A 19413-nucleotide genomic window follows, 5' to 3' on the forward strand; every position below is an offset into this window, starting at 1 on the left:
TATATATGTTATTTACTGATGAATTGCGTAAGCATGTTGGTGAGTTAGTGCAAGTTGTGACAGCTGTAGAAATTGTTGCAGGCATTCTTTTATCTGTGACGGACGGGGCAGTAAGTGTTCGTACTTCTCCTTCTTATGGACCACCGGAAGATGTGGTTGTACGTATTCCTATTATTTCTTATGTTCGTTTGGAAGGGTAAGCGTGATACAAGCATGAGAGTATCAGTTGTTATTCCAGCGCATAATGAAGCAAGTACTTTATCACAAGTTTTAGTAGAAGTAGAGAAGCTCGAACCGTATGAAATTATTGTAGTAGATAATGGATCGACAGATGGAACGAGGGAAATCGCATTAGAGCATAATTGTCATGTGATTTATTATAGAAATCCCCTCGGTAATGATGTGGGACGGGCAGTTGGAGCTAAAGAAGCACAAGGTGAAATTATATTGTTTTTAGACGGTGATATTGTCATTGAGAGTAAAGAACTACAACGTTTCGTGAAAGGAATTAGGCAAGGTCATCAAATTGTTGTGAACAATTTAACATGGTCTGTTTATTTAAAGATGAGACCACATTATACGACAGTTGGAAAATTCATGTTGAATCGTTATTTGAATAAAAAGGAGCTTGTTGTTGGATCGTTAATCGCAATTCCACATGCAATGAGTAGGGGAGTTATTCAGAAATTTGGTTGGTGGAATTTATCGGATCCAGCACTATTTCAAGCGATGGCGATGTCTAGAGGAGTAGATATTGTCGATATGGCTTCGGTCGATGTAATTCACACGAATAAGGTTCGTCCTGTGCATACGGGTACATCACCTGGTTCTCCTTATCCGAAAGCGACTAGTCGCATTATGGGTGATCATTTACGTGCTTTGCAATACGTAATCGAAACATATGGTAAACGTGGCGGTTTTTCGGAGGGAAACAGGGATAGAGAGTTTATAGGGAAGTATAAACCAGTTTTATTACAAAAGAAAAAAGCGAAATACAGTGCTATTATACCCGTATCAGAAGAAAAAATGACTATAAGATCTGTCATACAGGAAGTGAAAAAAGCAGGTGTAGATGAAATTATAGTTGTTGCGAATGGAGCAGATGCCGAGACAATTAAACAAGCAAAGCTAGAGAATGTTATTGTAGTTGAATTTGCGAAGGCACTTGGACATAATGTAGCACGAGCGATAGGCGCTATGCATGCTACGGCAGATATTTGTTTATTTGTTGATGGTGATTTTGCTATTCCGGCAAAAAAGCTAATTCCATTTTTGCATGCTATTGAAGATGGAAATGATGTGGCGTTAAATGATTTGCAATGTTTGTTAGATATGTTTCACCCGGCAGATCCAATTAGTATGGGTAAATATTTCGTGAATTTGGTAGCGAAACGACCAGATTTATGGAACAACTCATTGACGGCAGTGCCACATGCTATGCATAAAAAGGTAATAGAGAAAATTGGATATGATTCTCTTATCATTCCACCACTAGCTCAAATGAAAGCTATTTTAGAAGAATGTTCTATTACAGCAGTGGAATTCGTAGATGTTATAAAAACAAATCGAGTACGTCCAGAGCAGCATGGGGTTGTAAATGGACGAATTCCTGCATTCGATCGTATTTTCGGTGATCAGCTTGAGGCGATTGCTTATTTATTACAACATACGAATGGGCGCGGGAGTTTTACAGACGGAGAAAGGGATAGAGATATAATACTACAATTGAGAAGGGAAGAAGAGAATATAGATGAATGCTAGTAGTAAAGTAACCATTATTGGATTAGGATATGTTGGCCTTCCTTTAGCGGTCCTTTTTGCAGAAAGAGGACATGCTGTACTTGGATTAGATAAAGATACTAGGAAGATAGAATCAATAATTAAAGGAGAAAGTTATATTCCTGATGTTTCTTCTAACGTATTACAAAATTTATTGAAAGAGAGAAAATTAATAGTAAATACACCAGATAAAGGTGTTGCGGAGTTGCAAAATAGTGAGTATGTTATTGTGACTGTGCCAACGCCAATTAATGAGAATAAAGAACCCGATTTAAGTGCACTCGTTTCAGCCTCCCATTATATACAACAACACCTTCAAGAAGGACAAACCTTCATTTTTGAAAGCTCCACATATCCAGGTACACTGGAGGAAGTTATCATTCCTATTATTTCTCAAACAGGTAAAAAGGTAGGGGAAGATTATTATATTGGGTATTCACCTGAGCGAATTGATCCAGCGAATAGCAAGTATTCAGTACAAACTATTCCGAAGGTCATTAGTGGACAGACAGAGCTGTGCAAACAAAAAGTGCAGAATTTGTATAGTACGGTGTTTGACATCGTTGTTCCGGTTAGCTCTCCGAAAGTGGCCGAGATGTGTAAGCTATTTGAAAATATTCAGCGCTTAGTTAATATTTCATTAGTAAATGAGTTAAATATACTTTGTGAAAGTTTGAATATTAATTTTTATGAGGTGGTTGAAGCGGCATCTACAAAACCGTTTGGATTTACTCCGTATTGGCCAGGACCAGGAATAGGAGGACACTGTATTCCGGTAGATCCTTTATATTTTCAATGGAGAATAAGAAAGGCTGGAGCAATTAGTCAATTAATTGAGGCAGCACATGTAATTAATGAAGAAATGCCAGCGAAAATAATCGGGAAAGTAAAAGGTGTGGTGCAATCACCCGCAACGGTTTTAATAGTAGGGATTGCATATAAGAAAGATGTAAATGATTTGAGAGAATCACCGGCGTTGCCAATTATTCAATTATTAATAAAAGAAGGATACAAGATAGAATATCATGATCCGTATATTTCTACAGCGAAAATTGAAGATACACTATATCAATCTGTTCCATTAGATGAACAAAGAATTAAACAAGCAGATTGTATTTTAATTGTAACGGATCACTCTAGTATCGATTGGAATCTTTTTAAAGGGATTGAGCGATTAATAGATACACGTGGAATCGTAAAGAAGGTGAGTGTATGAGTGAAAAATGTTTAATTACAGGTGGAGCAGGATTTATTGGTTCGCATTTAGCTGAAGAGTTGGTGAAAAGAGGTTATGAAGTTACTATTGTGGATAACTTCTATAAAGGAAAAAATAAATATCATAATGAGTTAATGAAAGAGCTCCGGGTTATTCCAATAAGCGTTTTAGATAAAAATTCAATTTATGAATTAGTGAATCAACATGATGTCGTGTTTCATTTAGCTGCAATTTTGGGAGTCAAAACTACAATGGAAAAAAGTGTAGAGCTTATTGAAACAAATTTCGATGGAACGAGAAATATTTTACAAGCAGCGTTAAAAGGGAAGAAGAAAGTAGTATTTGCATCTACTTCTGAAGTATATGGAAAGGGAGAGCCGCCATTCTCTGAAGAAGGAGATCGTTTATACGGTGCAACTTCCAAAATACGTTGGAGTTATGCAATTTGTAAAACGTTAGAGGAAACATTATGTTTAGGGTACGCATTAGAAGGTTTACCTGTAACGATTGTTCGGTATTTTAATATTTATGGTCCAAGAGCGAAAGATGGTCCGTACGCAGGAGTAATTCCACGATTTATTCGTGCGGCTTTGCAAGGTGACGATATTCTCGTGTATGGAGATGGAAAGCAGACACGCTGCTTTACGTATGTAAGTGATGCGGTCGAGGCAACAATTCGTGCAATGGATGAGAAGGTAAATGGTGAAATTATTAATATAGGTTCTGAGAATGAAAAAAATATAAGGGTAGTAGCGGAAGATATAAAAAAATTAACGAAGTCTATTTCCAAAATTGTGCACGTTCCATTTGAGGAAGTATATCCACATGGATTTGAAGAGATTCCAAATAGAAGACCAGACGTAACGAAATTAAGAGAACTTGTTCAGTTTCAAGCGAAAGTAACGTGGGAACAAGGATTGAAAGAAACTATTAAATGGTTTCGTGAAGAAAACAATGGCTAAGTCGTTATCAGTTATTATTCCCGTATGTAATGAAGTGGATACGATTTCAGATGTGGTTCAATCGGTAAAACCATTGAATCCAGTAGAGATTATTGTAGTAGCAAATGGTTGTAATGATGGTACAGAAGCGATTGCTGAGAGCTTAGGATGTACAGTAATCCAGTATAAAGAGTCACTTGGTAACGACGTTGGACGCGCAGTTGGTGCAAAACATGCGATAGGTGATGTATTACTGTTTGTAGATGGAGATTTTGCTATTCAAACTTCAAAATTACAATTATTCCTTAATCCGATTTTGCATGATCAGGCGGACATCGTTTTAAATAATTTGGACGCATTATTTTTAAAGAAACAAAAACCGCACTCCGTGACAGTATGGCGCCAAATATTAAATGCAATGTTAGAGCGTGAAGAATTAAAAATTGATTCTTTATTATCTGTACCTCATGCGCTGACGAAGGAAGTTGTGCAAAGTATTGGATACGAATGTTTTGTTAATCCTATTGTGGCTCATCTACGCCTAGCACAAAGTAAATGGAGAATTAGTCGTCATTGTGCAATTGACGTTATTACGCCAAATAAATTTCGTCCATTCGAGCATGCTGCATATGGCACGGATCTTTCTCAATCTGAAAAACGAATGATAGGTGATCATATAGAAGCTGTAGCAGAGCGGATATTAGGCAGCGATGGGCGCGGAGGATATTATGATGGAAATAGGAAAAGAGAGAGTGTCTATCATACTCTAAATTTTGAAGATTTTTATCAAGGATGGGGCGTTACATCTAAGTTGTATAAAGGAGAGCAATTATCGGTAATTATTCCTGTGCAAAATGAAGAGAAAACAATTGGAAACGTTATAGAAGAGCTTCGCAAAATTGAACCTTTTGAAATCATCGTTGTTGTAAATGGTTCGTCCGATAAAACGGCAACAATTGCAAAAGACAAGGGAGCAACAACAATTGTGTATAAAGAAGTACTTGGAAACGATGTGGGGCGTTCGCTTGGAACTTATTTTGCAAAAGGAGAAATTGTTTTATTTATAGACGGTGATTTTGTTATTCCAGCTAGTGAGCTATATCCCTTTGCAAAAGCTATTGCAGATGGAACGGATGTCGCATTAAATGATTTAAATCATTATTTAGATTTGAGAGTACCACTTCATCTTGTAACAGCATTTAAATATGCATTAAATTTAGCTTGTGATAGAAAAGATTTAGGAGTAGGCTCTCTTATTGCTGTACCTAATGCGTTTAGCCGGACATGTTTGCAAGCAATTGGGTATAGATCTTTACTGTCACCTTGCGTAGCGCAAGTGAAAGCTATTCTTTCAGGATTCGAAATCGCATGTGTAAGTCGTGTTGAGGTCGATAAGATGAACCGTATTCGTCCCAGTGAACATTTTGCAAAAATAGGTCATCCTCCAGCTGTCCTTCGAATTATAGGTGATCATATAGAAGGGCTAGAGCAATTAATTGTATTGGAAGGTAGTCGTGGTGGATTCTATGATGGGAATAGAAAAAGAGATGTTTTAGAGTAGTAACAAAAAAAGTGTACAACGTATGTACACTTTTTTGCTCTGTTATAAAAACTATAACAGATTAGGAGATAAGAGTATTACAGCTCTACAATGGGTATCGTTCTTATATTACAAAATAGGACTCGTATATAAGAATACCAAAAAAATACAATTAAAGAAAGGGTTAATTCTAAAGAGTTTTATATGAAGTTAACACTATGTATACAGTGGTTTGCTCAATGTTTCACAAACATGTCACAACTATTTCGTTCACTTTCGAAAAAAAGTAGTATTCTAAGTGTGTAAGCTGTTATATAAAAAAACGTAGTCCTGTACTAATCAAAAATGGAGGAGATTAGGATGACTCAAGTATTAGAAAATGTAAAAAACGCGTGGGAAAACTTTAAAGGTGAAAAATGGAAAGCAGAGATTGATGTTCGCGATTTCATTTTAAATAATGTAAACGTTTACGAGGGAGAAGACTCTTTCTTAGCGGAAGCAACTGAAGAAACGAAAAAACTTTGGGATCAAGTAATGGATTTAACAACAAAGGAACGTGAAAACGGTGGCGTTCTTGATATGGATACAAAAATTGTTTCTTCTATTACATCACATGAACCAGGATATTTAAATAAAGATATTGAAAAAGTGGTCGGTTTCCAAACTGATAAACCATTTAAACGTTCTTTACAACCATATGGTGGTATTCGTATGGCGGAACAAGCGTGTGAAGCGTATGGATATGAAATGGATAAAGAACTTAGCAGTATTTTCAGAGACTGGCGTAAAACTCATAATCAAGGTGTATTTGATGCATACACACCAGAAATGAAAGCGGCTCGTAAATCAGGTGTTATTACTGGTCTTCCAGATGCATATGGACGTGGACGTATTATCGGTGACTATCGCCGCGTAGCGCTATATGGTATAGATCATTTAATTGAAGCGAAAAAAGCTGATTATAATTTAACTGGTGGTGTAATGAGCGAAGATACAATGCGTTTACGCGAAGAATTATCTGAGCAAATGCGTGCACTTCAAGAGTTAAAACAGATGGCTGCTTCTCATGGATTCGATATTTCTAAGCCAGCTACAAATGCACAAGAGGCTTTCCAATGGTTATACTTTGCTTATCTTGCAGCAATTAAAGAGCAAAACGGGGCAGCAATGAGCCTTGGACGTACCTCTACATTCTTAGATGTTTACATTGAAAGAGATTTAGCAAATGGTACTTTAACAGAAGAAGCAGCACAAGAAATTGTGGATCACTTCATTATGAAATTACGTCTTGTGAAATTTGCAAGAACACCTGATTACAATGAACTATTCTCTGGAGATCCAACTTGGGTAACTGAATCTATCGGTGGTATGGCGTTAGATGGTCGTCCGTTAGTAACAAAAAACTCATTCCGTTTCTTGCATACATTAGATAATTTAGGACCAGCTCCAGAACCAAACTTAACAGTTCTTTGGTCTAAACAATTACCAGAGAACTTTAAAAACTACTGTGCGAAAATGTCTATTAAAACATCAGCAATTCAATACGAAAATGATGACATTATGCGTCCTGACTACGGTGATGACTACGGTATTGCTTGTTGTGTATCAGCAATGAGAATCGGTAAACAAATGCAGTTCTTCGGAGCACGTGCAAACTTAGCGAAAGCATTACTATATGCGGTTAACGGTGGTAAAGATGAAAAGTCAAAAGCACAAGTTGGTCCTGAATACGCACCAATTACTTCTGAAGTATTAGATTATGAAGAAGTTATGCGTAAATTCGATATGACAATGGAATGGTTAGCTGGTCTATACTTAAATACATTAAATGTAATTCACTATATGCACGATAAATATAGCTATGAACGTATTGAAATGGCACTTCATGATACAAATGTTCTTCGTACAATGGCAACAGGTATCGCTGGATTATCTGTAGTAGCAGATTCTTTAAGTGCAATTAAATATGCACAAGTAAAACCAATTCGTGATGAAAATGGTATTGCAGTTGATTTCGAAATTGAGGGAGATTTCCCTAAATACGGTAACAATGATGATCGTGTAGATGAAATTGCAGTAAATCTTGTGAAAACATTTATGAACAAGCTTCGCAAACATAAAACATACCGTAATTCTGTTCATACAATGTCAATCTTAACAATCACATCTAACGTTGTATACGGTAAGAAAACTGGTAACACTCCAGATGGACGTCGTACTGGAGAACCATTTGCACCGGGCGCAAACCCAATGCATGGCCGTGATACAAAAGGTGCATTAGCATCATTATTATCTGTAGCTAAATTACCATATGAAGATGCACAAGATGGTATTTCAAATACATTCTCTATTATTCCAAAAGCACTTGGTAAAGAAGATGATGTACAAGTACGCAACTTAGTATCTATGCTTGATGGATATGCAATAAAAGAAGGACACCACTTAAATATTAACGTATTTAACCGTGAAACATTAATGGATGCAATGGAGCATCCTGAAAAATATCCACAATTAACAATTCGTGTATCTGGTTACGCTGTTAACTTTATTAAATTAACTCGTGAACAACAAATTGATGTAATAAACCGTACAATGCATGAAAGCATGTAAGTGAAAAAAGTGTCCCTCCGCTTTTAATATATAGCGGAGGGAGGCTGTTTCAATAAAGGAGGAAGTAACATGGTAAAAGGAAGAATACATTCTGTAGAGTCTTGTGGTACTGTTGATGGCCCAGGGATTCGTTATGTTATATTTACACAAGGGTGTTTATTACGTTGTCAATATTGTCATAATGCTGATACATGGGAAATCGGTAAAGGTAAAGAAATAACAGTTGAAGAAGTGATGCAGGATGTGACATGTTACCTTCCATTTATTGAAGCTTCTGGAGGCGGTATAACAGTTAGCGGTGGAGAGCCACTATTACAGCTAGACTTCTTAACCCAGTTGTTTAAAAAGTGCAAAGAAGCTGGTATCCATACAACAATCGATTCTTCTGGCGGTTGTTATTCTGAAGAACCAGAATTCCGAAATAAGCTAGATATTTTAATGGAGTATACAGATTTAGTTTTATTGGATTTGAAGCATATTGATTCAAAGAAACATCGTAAATTAACAGGGAAACCAAATGAACACATTTTACAATTTGCTCGTTATTTATCGGATAGAAAGAAACCAATTTGGGTAAGACATGTATTGGTTCCCGGTGTTACCGATGGTGAAGAGGATTTGCAAAAATTATCAAACTTTATTCAAAGTCTATCTAATGTTAAGAAAGTGGAAGTGCTGCCATATCATAAGCTCGGTGTTTATAAATGGGAGGCACTTGGACATAAGTATCCACTTGCGGATGTGAATCCACCGACAGAAGAAAATGTTGAACATGCAAAACATATTTTACAAGCAGTCTAACCTAAACATTTGGTTAGGCTTTTTGTTTCTTCATAATAAAATCTAGAGTATATATTTAGAAAAGAGTATACTGAAAAGGGAATATCCATATTTTTGTAAAGAATAAGCGGAGAAATTTACATAATTGTAAAGGGAAATCAAAATAGTAAAAAGAATTAAGAAGTAAAAGAGTGAGTATTATGGAATATAGAACATTTGTAAGTTATTGCGAAAGCTCTTATAGGAAAGTATAATGTAAAGATATGAGCACAGATAGGATTAAGGGGTCAATCTTATATGCTTTGCATATCCACGACAGATACATAGCTAACAGGAAAGTATTAGAATCCGAGTATGTAGTTTTTAAGGAAAATGTTTTTCCTATTGTCGTATATGCAATATGGAGAAACAAAAAGCTAGGAGTGGATTTGTTTGATAAAAAACCCCAAGGTTTTAATATTAACTGCACATTACGGTAACGGTCATGTGCAAGTGGCAAAAACATTAGAACAAACATTTCGCCAAAAAGGAATCGAAGATGTAATTGTATGCGACTTGTTTGGAGAATCACATCCAGTTATAACCGATATTACAAAATATTTATATTTAAAAAGCTATACGGTAGGAAAAGAATTATATCGTTTGTTTTATTATGGTGTAGAGAAAATTTACGATAAAAAAATAGCATCTTGGTATGCGAATTTTGGGAGAAAGCGTTTGAAGACGCTATTACAGGTGGAGAAACCGGATATTGTTATTAATACCTTTCCAATCATCGCTGTACCAGAATTGAAAAAGCAAATAGGTATTTCTATTCCTGTTTATAACGTATTAACGGATTTTTGCGTGCATAAAATATGGATCCATCGAGAAGTAGATCGTTATTTTGTAGCAACCGATCATGTGAAAAAAGTGATGGTTGATATCGGTGTACCTGCAGAACAAATTGTTGAAACAGGGATTCCGATTCGTAGCAGTTTTGAGCTAAAGATAAATCCAGCAATTATATATAATAAATATCAGTTATGTAAGGATAAAAAGATGTTACTAATTGTAGCAGGTGCTCATGGTGTGCTAGGGAGTGTAAAAGAGCTATGCCAGTCATTTATGTCAGTACCAAACTTACAAGTAGTTGTCGTTTGTGGGAAAAACGAAGCTTTAAAGCAGGATTTAATGGAACTACAGGAACAAAGTTCTGATGCTTTAAAAGTATTTGGTTATGTTGAAAACATTGATGAATTGTTCCGTGTTACTTCTTGTATGATTACGAAGCCAGGTGGTATTACATTAAGCGAAGCAGCAGCATTACAAGTACCTGTCATTTTATATAAACCTGTCCCAGGACAAGAGAATGAAAATGCGTTGTATTTTGAAAAAAAAGGAGCTGCAGTTGTAATTCGTGATGATAGTGAAGTTTTTGCAAAAACAGAGGCGTTATTACAAGATGATATGAAGCTTCTTCAGATGAAAGAAGCAATGAAAAGTATTTATCGTCCTGAGCCAGCTGGTCATATTGTGGATACAATTTTGGCAGAAAATCATGCAGAGCCGAATCATATACCTATTAAATCACCAGTTCTTGCCGAATCTTTTACTTAATATGAAACCCTCTTTTAAGCATTTAAAGAGGGTTTTTTTTATTGTTGTAAAAAAAATAAACGTGAATTATTAACTTATCTCGCTATTTGTGGGCAGTAAGGCCCCTACCTCAAAATTCAGCGAAAGCAAAGAAGTTAGGTTGGGGTCGGGCTGCCCGCAAAAGCCCGATTGGTGAGGGCTAATAATCAGTGGGGATAAACAAAACTCCCACTGATTAAAGTTTCACTTTATCCACAAAGGATTACGCTTCTATTAGACAGTAAAATCGGAATATTAACAGCTATATCCACATAATCCACAATTTTTAGAAAATTATCCACAATTCTCACGTTTAGAATTCATTTAAATAAATGAATTCGTAAAATACTTTTGTAATTTATGCACAATTCTATGGTTTTTGTGGATAAGGTTGTCCACAAAAAAGGTTCCTTATAAATAAGGAACCTTTTTTGCTAATTCATTGGAAAATCTTATGTAATGAAACTGAATAATTAGGGGGGAAACCTTCTAATTATTCAGTTTCACTTTAAATACTTTTTGAGCGATAGCCCGCTGCACGATCTGCTTTTCGAAATTCTCGCTGATAGAGAACTTCTTGTGTACTAGATAATGTGTTTTTTGCTTTATCACGTTTCTTTTTATCCATTACAAATCACCTCGTGTCCTAAAGTCACTATCTATCGTTTCCAAAGACATGGGGTGATATACATATATGTCAAACTAGTAATGATTAATTATCATTTCTGAATTTTTAGATTACGCTTCTTTTAATTGGTGTGCTTCTTGGAATGTTGTATCTCGCATTGTTGCAAGTGTATACTGATCTTTTGGAATTTCATATAAATTATATACTTCTTTATGCGCGTTAATTTCATCATAAACGGTTTTTCTTGTTTCGTTTGCTAGATTTACATATTGTAGTTTTTCGGCAGCTTTAATAGACCGAATATTTATTTTACGAATACGCATAAAAATCGTTTCAATATCTAATTCATAGAAAAGTTCGCTAAAAAATGAATCTTTCGCCAATTTATTATATCCTTTACCATGATATGGTTTGCCAAGCCAAGTTCCGAGGAATCCAGCTTTTTCTTGCACATCAAATAAAGTAATTGTGCCGATGGGGTTACCCCATTCATCTAAAATTGTGCGTGAGATTAATTCTCCACGCTCTTCGGCTTCGATTGTTTGTTTCGTTAAAAATAAATATTCTTCATAAGAATAGGCCTTTTGACGCACAAAAGGGAAGACAGCAGGATCCACCATTAATTCGTATAGAACGTGGCTGTCGTGTAAGTCGCGTTTTTTCAACACACTAACTCCTCCTCACACGAGGGTAGCATGACGAAAAAGCACCCACCCTCGAAATTTTTATATCAATCTTTAAAAAATTTCGGGGTGGGAATCGAACCCACTAGAACCAGTTTCTAACGCTGGTGGCGCACCATTTGCCTTCCCCATTCATCAATTTGAAAATGATAATCACGACACAAATTGATTATGGTTTCATTCAGTTTATAATCGTATAATACTGTATCTAGTCAAAAAAATAAACTAGTTTTTTTTATTTTTTTTGTAAATTATTTTTCCGTCAATCATAGTGAGTACAGGCTTGGCTAAATAATGGAAAGGATGATGTGTCCATAACACGAGGTCAGCATCTTTTCCAACTTCAATGCTTCCAATTCTATCCTCCAAACGTAAATTTCGAGCTGGGAAAATAGTGATTCCTTCTAACGCTGTTTTCTCATCTAATCCTTCTCTTACTGCAATAGCAGCGCAAACATTTAAATATTGAATTGGTGTATAAGGGTGGTCGGTTGTAATAGAAACTTCTACTCCATTTTTCGATAAAATATGATAAGTATCCCACGTTTTGTTTTTTAATTCGATTTTCGAACGTCGTGTAAGAGTAGGTCCAACTGAAACTTTTAAATTGTGTTTCGAAAGCTCTTCAACAATAAAGTGTCCTTCTGTACAATGTTCAATACGTAAATCAAGATTGAATTCTGTCGCAAAGCGTAAAGCTGAAGTGATATCATCTGCGCGGTGAGCGTGGATACGTACCGGTATTTCTCGGCGGAGTGCTTTTAAAATAGGTAGCATTCGAAAATCAGCTTCATGCCCGTAGTGTTGTGCGTCGTAGAATGATTCACGAAGTAACCCCATAATTCCCATACGTGTTATTGATTCTTTTGTGCCGTTGCTATGGAACTTTTTAGGATTTTCTCCAAAGGCAATTTTTAAACCAGCAGGTTCCTGAATAATCATATGATCAATACAAGTTCCAGCAGTTTTTATTACACAAGTAGTACCGCCGATAATGTTTTGGCTTCCAGGCATCACGTGAACAGTCGTAACACCATTTTGTACAGCGTCTTGAAATGCAATATCAAAAGGATGGATCCCGTCTAAAGAACGGATATGTGGTGTTGAAACTTCGGATGTTTCATTTGCATCATTACCAGCCCAACCAGTACCTTCATCGTAGAGGCCAAGGTGAGTATGAACATCAATAAATCCAGGCAAGAGATGAAGAGCTCGTGCATCTATAACGGTCATATCCTGAGTAGTATCAATATGAGGTTTGACCGCGGCAATGCGTTCTCCTATAACGAGTACATCTCCTTGAAACTTTTGGGATGTAATAGGATATACAATGGCTTGTTTGAGCAATATTTTCATAGATACCTCATTTCCGTCACCTTGTAATGTGTAGAATAGGTTTAGACAAAGTAACTGAAAGGTTTTTCGTGTAGTAATGCTCCGGTGTTTAAAAAGTAAGAAGTCTTGGAGGAGATAGACTACCCGTAAAACTGTATTTTAAAAGTACTACATTGTATGCAAGAGGATATTTTGTAATGCATGGTTAACTGTTGGAAATGTGTATTGATATCCATGTTTAATAGCTTTATTGGGTAATACATGTTGCCCTTCTAATACAAGTATACTCATCTCACCGAGTAAAGCGCGAAGTACAAATGAAGGAACAGGTAGCCAATGAGGTCGCCTAGTTATAGTGGCAATAATTTCACCGAACTCTTTCATCCGTATTGGCGTTGGCGCTGTAATATTAAAAGGTCCGTCAATTTCTTTTTTGTGAATGATGAAATCAATCATGCGAACGACATCGTCTATATGAATCCATGATAACCATTGGTTTCCAGATCCAAGTGTACCGCCGATATATAATTGATAGGGAAGTAGCATTTTTGGAAGAGCTCCTCCATCTGCGCCTAATACGACTCCAAATCTTGTGTAGACAGTTCTTATTCCAATGGAGCGGGCTTTAGATGCTTCTTGCTCCCACAAATATACTGTGTTTGCTAAAAAGTCATCTCCTGGAGTCTCTTGCTGTTCTGTAAAAGATTCGGTTTCAGATGTCCCATAGTATCCAATGGCACTTGCATTAATAAATGTGTGTGGCTTTGTTTCAAGTGTTTGTAATTGTTTAATGAGTCCTTTTGTTGTTTGAATTCTACTGTTTAAAATTGATTCTTTTTGTTTTTTTGTCCATCTACTATTAATAGATTCTCCGGCTAGATTAATAACTACATCGATAGAGGAGAGAGGGAAGGTCTGTAAATCCGGTGTCCACTGTACGTATTGAAGGTTAGTGTGTGAAGTTTCAGCAATTTTTTTTCGAGTAAGAATGTAAACAGTAAATCCCTTTTGAATAAAAAAACTAGAAAGGGATTTGCCTATAAAGCCAGAGCCACCAGAAATTGCGATTTTCACAATCATTTCCTCCTCATTATATATATTCTTGAAAAGAAAAAATGTTCCTTGACTATGTTAAAATAATAGAGAGGTGAGAGTATGACTGTCATTACAAAAATAGAAGTGCAAAAACGATCGAAAGAACGATTTAATATTTATATTGATAAAGGTCAAGGCGAAGAGTACGGGTTTAGTGTGAATCAATCAATCTTAATGAAACATGGGTTACAAAAAGGCTTAGAAATTGATGAAGTAGCGTTAGGGAATATTTTGTACAATGAAGAGGTACAAAAAGCATATTTACAAGCGATTTCCTATTTATCCTATCAAATGAGAACAAAACAAGAAATAGAAGATTTCTTACGAAAAAAAGAAGTGGGACAGGCCATCATCTCTGAAGTCGTTTCGAAATTATTACATGATCGATATATTAATGATAAAGAGTACGCTATTTCATACGTGCGAACGCAAAGTAATGTGAATCAAAAAGGTCCAACTGTTATTAGGAGAGGGCTATTAAGTAAAGGTGTTCAGGATTTAATCATTACACATAGTTTACAAGAGTATCCAAAGGAGAAGCAAATGGAGAATGCTTTGTTTCTTATAGAAAAGAAGAAAAAATCTTATCAAAAGCATTCATTTTTACAAATGAAGCTAAAGTTAGATGAAATGCTTGTTCGTAAAGGATATTCTAGAGATGTGATTCAAATTTGTTTGGAAGAATTGAAAGACGAAAAAGATGACGAACAGCAACAAGAAGCGTTACACTATCATGGGAATAAATATTATGAGAAATATAAGAAGTATGATGGTTGGACATTCGAAAATAAGGTGAAGCAAGCGTTATATCGAAAAGGATTCTCTATTGATGAGATAGATATATTTTTACAAATGAAACGTGAAGAGGGATGAGGAAATAAGATGGGTATGCCAAAACGCTACAGTGAAATGACACCACATGAGCTAAGGGAAGAAATTGGGGTTTTGAAGGAGCAAGCAGTAAAGGCTGAGCAACTTGGAATTGTAAATGAATTCGATGTATTAATGAGAAAAATGGCTATGGCTCGTGCTTATATGATAGATATAAATAAATTCCATATTGGTGAGACATATGAATTAGTAGAAGAACCTGGTGTGGTATTTAAAATTACGTATTTCAATGGGGTATTTGCTTGGGGATATAAGCAAAATGATAAGGAAGAAATTGGAATACCGATTTCCCTATTGCAAGAAAAATAAAAACCAGAGAGTGAATCTCTCTCTGGTTTTTATCTTTGGTAGGCGTTAAAGGAGATAGGAGATTCTAAAATTGGCGTTTTTTACATTCGTTTGCCAATATAATGAGAGACTGGGTTTGTTGCGTCTGTCCGTTAACTTGCGCTTTCGCATGTTTCGGACGAGTCCACGTATGGTTAAATAATTCAGAACGACTATCTAAACGATCACGGTAGCTCATCTTTATCACCTCGTGTAGGAATTTAATTTGTACTACTCTTCCTGCTGATTTGCAGCACGCATACGTTCTTGTGGGTGCGTGTTAATTGTGCCGTTAGGTCGTTTCGAAGCGAAGCGTGATTTCGCTTTCGGTTGACCGTCGATTTTGCTGTTGTTTTTTGACTCAGACCAAAATTCGGCTTGTCTACCCATTAAGAACGCCCCCTCATTATCAGTTGATACCTCTTTAAGAAGTATCACTTATAGAATGTGCAAAATAGAAGAAACTATCCTTTAGAAATTAAGGGAATAAATAGGTAAAAGGAGAATAGAACATGAATGATATTTATGAAACATTAACGAAAGAATTATTAGATAAAAATGACAACCTTTCTTACGCACAAGCTCGTGCATGGGTTGAATTACTGTGGGAAGACTTCCGAACAACTTATGCTAAATCAGGTCGTTACCAAGGTGAGGAAATGACTGAACAAGTGGTACGAACATGGGTTAATAATCATGGAGGGCGCCTTCATGAAATGCGTACAAATAATCCGAAGTATAGCCATTTAATCAATCAAGAAGATCATTTGAAACATTAAAAAAAGCGACGTAGGTCGCTTTTTTTAATGTGGAAGCAATTCCAGTTTCTTTCGAAGTTTCTCTTCGCTGAAAATCCATCCTGTATATGAACTAATAATATTCAAATTTTGATCGAGCTGAACGATTGCGACGAATGGATAATAATCTTTACTTCGATACCGCAAATCAATAAAGCGAACTTCATAATAGTTATCATAATCGAAAATATCCCAGCGATATACAGGCGAGAAAGATAAGAAAGCAGATATATTTTCATCTCGCACAGCAGCTTGCATAATGGCGGTATTCGGGAACGGTACGCGATCGAATTTGTCATATACAAGGATGTTACCGCGGTGCCATCTTGCGACGTAGTAATGTTCAGTTGTAACGACGGCTAAATGATAATGATAAAACTTGTAAGAAGGAGAAATAATTACTTTCTCTACATTTTTGAAACGTTTGTATACTACACTTTTGATATTTCGATGCATCATAATGCGGCCAATGTAGTAAACAAACATTAATATATACGCTGCTAAAGCAGTATAGCCTTTATGTGCTCCGACAAGCATACAGGCGATAGCTAGTATATGGATAAAGAAAATGACAGTATCAAACGTATTAATTATGCCGAGCGCTACCCATTTTTTTGTGAAGGGCCTTAATGCCTGTGTACCATAGGCATTGAAAATATCCACAAAGACATGAAGAAAGACGGCAATAAATGACCAAAGTAGCAGATGCAGATAGGGAGCGTCTGAAAAGAAGGCGAAAGAGATGCCACTTATAAGGAGTGACCAAAGGATCACTGCAGGGATGGAATGAGTAATCCCGCGATGATTTCTTATATATTTAGCGTTATTACGCAATTTTAAAACTGTATCGATGTCAGGAATATTGGAACCGGCAATTGTTGCAAGCATTACTGCTTGTGGCCCAATATCACTTTGTGCTATAGCTGGATCTAATGTTGCCAAACTGCCTAGAGTAACGCCCATAACAAGGTGAGTGGCTGTGTCCATAGAAATCCACCTCCGTTTTTTATTAATGTAACTCTTTTTATTCGATACCTCAAGTCCTTTGCCTTCTATTTCCTATGTCATCTTACTTAAATTTTTTCCTAAAATCTTTATAATAGTACGTATATGCAAAAAAATGAGGGGGATCAAGTTTGACACTTGAAATATTAAATGAGTTTAACATAGAACAGTTTCAAAATGATTTAATTGGTTGGTTTGAAAAAGAACAACGTGATTTACCGTGGCGAAAAAATAAAGATCCATACCGTGTTTGGGTTTCAGAGATTATGTTACAGCAAACAAGGGTAGAGGCTGTAAAACCATATTACGCAAATTTTATGGGGAAGTTTCCTACGCTTGAAGCGCTAGCAACTGCCGATGATGAAGAAGTATTAAAAGCATGGGAAGGCTTAGGTTATTATTCTAGAGCACGAAATTTACATGCTGCAGTAAAAGAGGTAAAAGAAGTATACGGCGGGACAGTACCGAGCGATGTAAAGAAAATTGAAAAATTAAAAGGAGTGGGACCATATACAAAAGGTGCCATTTTAAGCATTGCATATGGAATACCAGAGCCAGCGGTTGATGGAAATGTTATGCGCGTATTATCTCGTATTTTATCAGTGTGGGATGATATTGCAAAACCGAAAACGAGAAAAGTTTTTGAAGAGATTGTGCGTGAAATTATTTCTATAGAAAATCCATCTTATTTTAACCAAGGTTTGATGGAATTAGGGGCATTAATTTGTATACCGAAAAATCCATCTTGTTTACTTTGTCCTGTACGTGAACATTGCAGAGGGTATGCTGAAGGTGTTCAAAAAGAACTACCAGTGAAGAGTAAAGCGAAAGCACCTACAATGGTACCGCTCGTTGCAGGAGTACTTCAAACTGAAGATGGCCGTTACGTAATTAATAAACGCCCAAGTACGGGATTACTGGCTAATATGTGGGAGTTCCCGAATATTGAACTAAGTGAAGGTATTCGTAATCAAAAACAACAGCTTACGGATTATATGAAGGAGAGCTTTGATCTCTCTGTTTCTATTGATGAATACGCGATGAATGTACAACATACTTTTACACATCGTACTTGGGATATATTTATATTTTACGGAAAAGTAACAGGTAATATTGTCGAAACGGATACATTAAAGTTTGTGTCGAAAAAAGCGTTTGAACAGTTACCTTTCTCGAAATCACATCGTACAATTTACGAAAAGTGTGTTGAGAAAATTACAATGCAGTAAAGTGAAACTTTAATCAGTGGGGGTTTTCTTCATCCCCCACTGATTATTAGCCTTCACCAATCGGGCTTTTATGGGCAGCAAGGCCCCAACCTACCTTCTTTGCTTTCGCTGCATTTTGAGGTGGGGTCTTACTGCCCGGCAAATAGCGGGATAAATAATAAAAAACGTGTTCCAGAACTTTGGAACACGTTTTTTATATTGAAAATAAATTTGTATTTTGAGGTTGAAAATCCACGCGTTTATAATCCGCCCCGTGACTCGATTTCTTTCACAACTTCTTTATAAAACGTTTGGCCCTCTACATTTAGATAAGGCATAATTTGCTGAAATGAATGATGAAAATAAGCTAATTCATCCGCTTTCCATTCATTTTTGGAAATCATAGTTAGCTCAGTCATATCACGTCCAGTATACATATTCCCACCTCCATCATATGTAGTTTAAATGAGTGATAAGAGATATATGCGTGAATTTTTTAAAAGAAAATTAAGGATAACTTCTAAGTGAATTGGTTACATTATTGATTGTGGAGGTGAGAAAGATGAGTAAAAAACAACAAGGTTATAATAAGGCAACTTCTGGTGCTAGCATTCAAAGTACAAATGCTAGCTATGGTACAGAGTTTGCAACTGAAACGAATGTACAAGCAGTAAAACAAGCAAACGCACAATCAGAGGCACAGAAAGCACAAGCTTCTGGTGCTCAAAGTGCAAATGCTAGTTATGGTACAGAGTTTGCAACTGAAACAGATGTGCATGCAGTGAAAAAACAAAATGCACAATCAGCTGCAAAACAATCACAATCTTCTAGTTCAAACGAGTAATGAAAGAAAAACACTTCTCCAATTTGAAGTGAACCCCGAAAACGGGACACATATCAAAACACCTAAACCATCTGTTCCCTAAATTCTTTAGGGGATAGGTGGTTTAATTTTTCTTGA

At 36.2% G+C, this 19413-nt stretch carries 21 protein-coding genes; 13 read left to right on the top strand and 8 right to left on the bottom strand.

What is annotated here, in order from left to right; translation table 11 throughout:
• Positions 1-5: 5 nt before the first annotated feature.
• From ABH957_RS20270 to ABH957_RS20305, 8 genes are all read left to right on the top strand, one after another.
• The gene (locus ABH957_RS20270; protein ID WP_002139544.1) at positions 6-200 is read left to right on the top strand and encodes an LSm family protein; all 195 of its coding nucleotides are present in this window, start codon (positions 6-8) and stop codon (positions 198-200) included.
• Positions 181-1761, top strand: a complete 1581-nt coding sequence (locus ABH957_RS20275) for a glycosyltransferase family 2 protein (RefSeq protein ID WP_404512108.1) — start codon at positions 181-183, stop codon at positions 1759-1761. Before ABH957_RS20270 ends, ABH957_RS20275 begins: the two co-directional genes overlap by 20 nt.
• Positions 1751-2995 carry a nucleotide sugar dehydrogenase gene (locus ABH957_RS20280; protein WP_404512110.1) on the top strand — a complete coding sequence of 415 codons (1245 nt, stop codon included), beginning with the start codon at positions 1751-1753 and terminating at the stop codon, positions 2993-2995. Before ABH957_RS20275 ends, ABH957_RS20280 begins: the two co-directional genes overlap by 11 nt.
• Positions 2992-3957, top strand: coding sequence for an NAD-dependent epimerase/dehydratase family protein (locus ABH957_RS20285; RefSeq protein ID WP_002140285.1), 966 nt, complete (start codon positions 2992-2994; stop codon positions 3955-3957). Before ABH957_RS20280 ends, ABH957_RS20285 begins: the two co-directional genes overlap by 4 nt.
• Positions 3950-5497, top strand: coding sequence for a glycosyltransferase family 2 protein (locus ABH957_RS20290; protein ID WP_404512118.1), 1548 nt, complete (start codon positions 3950-3952; stop codon positions 5495-5497). Before ABH957_RS20285 ends, ABH957_RS20290 begins: the two co-directional genes overlap by 8 nt.
• Positions 5498-5836: 339 nt before the next feature.
• Positions 5837-8086, top strand: a complete 2250-nt coding sequence (gene pflB / locus ABH957_RS20295) for a formate C-acetyltransferase (protein ID WP_113937958.1) — start codon at positions 5837-5839, stop codon at positions 8084-8086.
• 69 nt (positions 8087-8155) lie between these two features.
• The gene (pflA, locus tag ABH957_RS20300) at positions 8156-8887 is read left to right on the top strand and encodes a pyruvate formate-lyase-activating protein (RefSeq protein ID WP_305927018.1); all 732 of its coding nucleotides are present in this window, start codon (positions 8156-8158) and stop codon (positions 8885-8887) included.
• Positions 8888-9298: 411 nt separating this feature from the next.
• A complete protein-coding gene (locus ABH957_RS20305; protein WP_002139554.1) occupies positions 9299-10465 on the top strand; it encodes a diglucosyl diacylglycerol synthase in 1167 nt (388 codons plus the stop codon).
• A gap of 526 nt (positions 10466-10991) precedes the next feature.
• Here the strand turns inward: ABH957_RS20305 and ABH957_RS20310 are convergent.
• The 4 genes from ABH957_RS20310 to ABH957_RS20325 all read right to left on the bottom strand — a co-directional run bounded on the left by ABH957_RS20310 (position 10992) and on the right by ABH957_RS20325 (position 14203).
• Positions 10992-11111, bottom strand: coding sequence for a YfhE family protein (locus ABH957_RS20310; RefSeq protein WP_000358484.1), 120 nt, complete (start codon positions 11109-11111; stop codon positions 10992-10994).
• A gap of 110 nt (positions 11112-11221) precedes the next feature.
• Positions 11222-11779, bottom strand: coding sequence for a GNAT family N-acetyltransferase (locus ABH957_RS20315; protein WP_404512112.1), 558 nt, complete (start codon positions 11777-11779; stop codon positions 11222-11224).
• 240 nt (positions 11780-12019) lie between these two features.
• Positions 12020-13150: an amidohydrolase gene (locus ABH957_RS20320; protein ID WP_113937957.1), complete on the bottom strand. Its 1131-nt coding sequence runs from the start codon at positions 13148-13150 to the stop codon at positions 12020-12022.
• Between the two features lie 147 nt (positions 13151-13297).
• Complete coding sequence (locus tag ABH957_RS20325) at positions 13298-14203, bottom strand: TIGR01777 family oxidoreductase (RefSeq protein WP_002140287.1); 906 nt, start codon at positions 14201-14203, stop codon at positions 13298-13300.
• A gap of 81 nt (positions 14204-14284) precedes the next feature.
• Between ABH957_RS20325 and recX the strand changes: the two genes are divergently transcribed.
• Positions 14285-15097 carry a recombination regulator RecX gene (gene recX, locus ABH957_RS20330; protein ID WP_002029629.1) on the top strand — a complete coding sequence of 271 codons (813 nt, stop codon included), beginning with the start codon at positions 14285-14287 and terminating at the stop codon, positions 15095-15097.
• A gap of 9 nt (positions 15098-15106) precedes the next feature.
• A complete protein-coding gene (locus tag ABH957_RS20335) occupies positions 15107-15424 on the top strand; it encodes a YfhH family protein (RefSeq protein WP_002139556.1) in 318 nt (105 codons plus the stop codon).
• Between the two features lie 64 nt (positions 15425-15488).
• Here the strand turns inward: ABH957_RS20335 and ABH957_RS20340 are convergent, their stop codons facing one another.
• Positions 15489-15641 carry a YpzG family protein gene (locus tag ABH957_RS20340; RefSeq protein ID WP_000122093.1) on the bottom strand — a complete coding sequence of 51 codons (153 nt, stop codon included), beginning with the start codon at positions 15639-15641 and terminating at the stop codon, positions 15489-15491.
• 32 nt (positions 15642-15673) lie between these two features.
• Positions 15674-15832: a small, acid-soluble spore protein K gene (locus tag ABH957_RS20345; RefSeq protein WP_002010326.1), complete on the bottom strand. Its 159-nt coding sequence runs from the start codon at positions 15830-15832 to the stop codon at positions 15674-15676.
• A gap of 122 nt (positions 15833-15954) precedes the next feature.
• Between ABH957_RS20345 and ABH957_RS20350 the strand changes: the two genes are divergently transcribed.
• A complete protein-coding gene (locus ABH957_RS20350; protein WP_002010328.1) occupies positions 15955-16221 on the top strand; it encodes a YfhJ family protein in 267 nt (88 codons plus the stop codon).
• 24 nt (positions 16222-16245) lie between these two features.
• Here ABH957_RS20350 and ABH957_RS20355 read toward each other — a convergent pair whose 3' ends face one another.
• Positions 16246-17226 carry a metal-dependent hydrolase gene (locus ABH957_RS20355; RefSeq protein WP_002010329.1) on the bottom strand — a complete coding sequence of 327 codons (981 nt, stop codon included), beginning with the start codon at positions 17224-17226 and terminating at the stop codon, positions 16246-16248.
• A gap of 149 nt (positions 17227-17375) precedes the next feature.
• On the opposite strand from ABH957_RS20355, the gene mutY reads away from it, so the two are divergent.
• Positions 17376-18473: an A/G-specific adenine glycosylase gene (mutY, locus tag ABH957_RS20360; RefSeq protein WP_404512114.1), complete on the top strand. Its 1098-nt coding sequence runs from the start codon at positions 17376-17378 to the stop codon at positions 18471-18473.
• Positions 18474-18712: 239 nt separating this feature from the next.
• Here mutY and ABH957_RS20365 read toward each other — a convergent pair whose 3' ends face one another.
• Positions 18713-18889 (bottom strand): hypothetical protein, encoded by a 177-nt coding sequence (locus tag ABH957_RS20365; protein ID WP_404512116.1) that lies wholly within the window; start codon positions 18887-18889, stop codon positions 18713-18715.
• A 125-nt stretch (positions 18890-19014) separates the two neighbouring features.
• On the opposite strand from ABH957_RS20365, the gene ABH957_RS20370 reads away from it, so the two are divergent.
• Positions 19015-19296 carry a gamma-type small acid-soluble spore protein gene (locus ABH957_RS20370; protein WP_002091122.1) on the top strand — a complete coding sequence of 94 codons (282 nt, stop codon included), beginning with the start codon at positions 19015-19017 and terminating at the stop codon, positions 19294-19296.
• Positions 19297-19413 lie beyond the last annotated feature (117 nt).

It is taken from the genome of Bacillus sp. RC242, assembly GCF_044908245.1.
GTDB classification, from domain to species: domain Bacteria; phylum Bacillota; class Bacilli; order Bacillales; family Bacillaceae_G; genus Bacillus_A; species Bacillus_A mycoides.